Genomic DNA, 1557 nt, shown 5'->3' with positions numbered 1-1557 from the left:
GCACCCGCTTGGCCGCGCCCGTTCCCACGACCGGGCGAGGCGTCCCACGACCGGACGGCTCCAACGCGCGCCAACCGCCCCCGCACCACAGGGTGATGGCAGGGTGCAGCCGGAAACTGCCGGCTGCCTGGCGTGAAGGGTCCCTGTATGCAGCCGCAGTCGCCCCGCCACCCGATACGCAAGCGCCGTGTGGCCGCCTTCGCCTCCGTCACGATGCTGACCCTCGCGGTCAGCACCTCCGCGGGAGCCGGGCACCTCACGGCGGGCGTCGCGGGGATCGGGGCCGGACCGGCCAGCCTGTCCTTCTCCCCCGCCCTCGCCCCCTGCATGATCAGCGGATCCCCCACCGTACAGATGTCGGAGGGCGTCCCCACCAGAGGCGAATACGCCCCCTCCACCGGCACCGTGCACGCCCTGACCCTGATGGTCGACTTCTCCGACGCGCCCGGCGAGGGCAGCGCACTCGACCGCTTCCACGAGTTCTTCCCGCAGACCCAGGAGTGGTTCCGCACCGCCTCCTACGGCCGTCTGGACTACCGCCCGGAGGTTCCGATACGCGACTGGCTGCGCATGCCGAGACCGTTCGAGGAGTACGGAGTGGAGCGCGGCGCCCCGTTCGAGCCCGGCTACCGTCAACTGGTCGAGGACATAGCAAAGGCCGCCGCCCCGAAAGTGGACTTCCGGGACTACGACCTGGTCAACATACTGATGACCCCGAACGCGGGCCCCTCCGCCCTGGACACGGTCCTGTCGGTGACCTTCGCCGCCAACACGGGGGCACCCGTCGTCAACGGCGTCACCCTCGCCAACGTCTCCTTCATCTACTCCCGCCAGGACGACGGCTCCGGCTCCTACGAGACCACCGGTTACCGCGTCCTGCCCCACGAGAACGGCCACGTCTTCGGCCTGCCCGACCTCTACACCCAGGAAGGCGGGGTCGCGGTCGGCCACTGGGACATCATGAGCGAGGACTGGGGCGCCAACAACGACCTGCTCGCCTGGCACAAGTGGAAACTGGGCTGGCTGGACGCGGACCAGGTGAGCTGCGCGGCCAAGCCCGGCTCGACCGAGTACACCCTGACCCCGCTGGCGCAAGCGGGCGGCCCCAAACTCGTCTTCGTCCCCCTCGACAGACACAGCGGCTACGCCCTCGAGCTGCGCACCCTCGGGGGCAACGACGAGGCGGTCTGCCAGCCGGGCATCCTGATCTACAAGGTCGACGCGGAGGTCGACACCGGCCAGGGCCCGATCACGGTCCACGACGCCCGCCCGAACTCCGACGGCTGCACACGCAGCCCCAACGTCCAGGCGGAGCTCTCCGACGCCCCCTTCACACCGGGCCAGACGTTCAAGGACCCCGAGGCACGCATACGCATCGACGTGACATCGGCGGACCTGAAAGGAAACTACCGCGTACGAGTGACACGGCAGTAACACACCGTGCATCCCCGACGCAGCGACTGACGCCCGACCCCATCCCCTGACGGACGAAGCACCGGAACAGCCCTCCCCGGGCACGACCGCATCCCGAGCAGCACCGCACAAGCCCCCCCGCTC

Annotated in this window: 1 protein-coding gene; it reads left to right on the top strand. The window is 69.7% G+C overall.

The window, feature by feature from the left end:
* The first annotated feature begins 147 nt into the window (after positions 1-147).
* Complete coding sequence (locus tag CCN35_RS23965; RefSeq protein ID WP_067396210.1) at positions 148-1434, top strand: M6 family metalloprotease domain-containing protein; 1287 nt, start codon at positions 148-150, stop codon at positions 1432-1434.
* Positions 1435-1557: the final 123 nt, after the last annotated feature.

The sequence above is a fragment of the Streptomyces thermovulgaris genome, assembly GCF_002155915.1.
Lineage (GTDB): Bacteria > Actinomycetota > Actinomycetes > Streptomycetales > Streptomycetaceae > Streptomyces > Streptomyces thermovulgaris.
The sequence above is the reverse complement of the archived record's forward strand: the minus strand, read 5'-3'. Positions and strand labels throughout refer to the sequence as shown.

Excerpts from the sequence above, each read along its gene's own strand:
- CCN35_RS23965 (WP_067396210.1), top strand. The coding sequence starts at position 148 with ATGCAGCCGCAGTCGCCCCGCCACCCGATACGCAAGCGCCGTGTGGCC.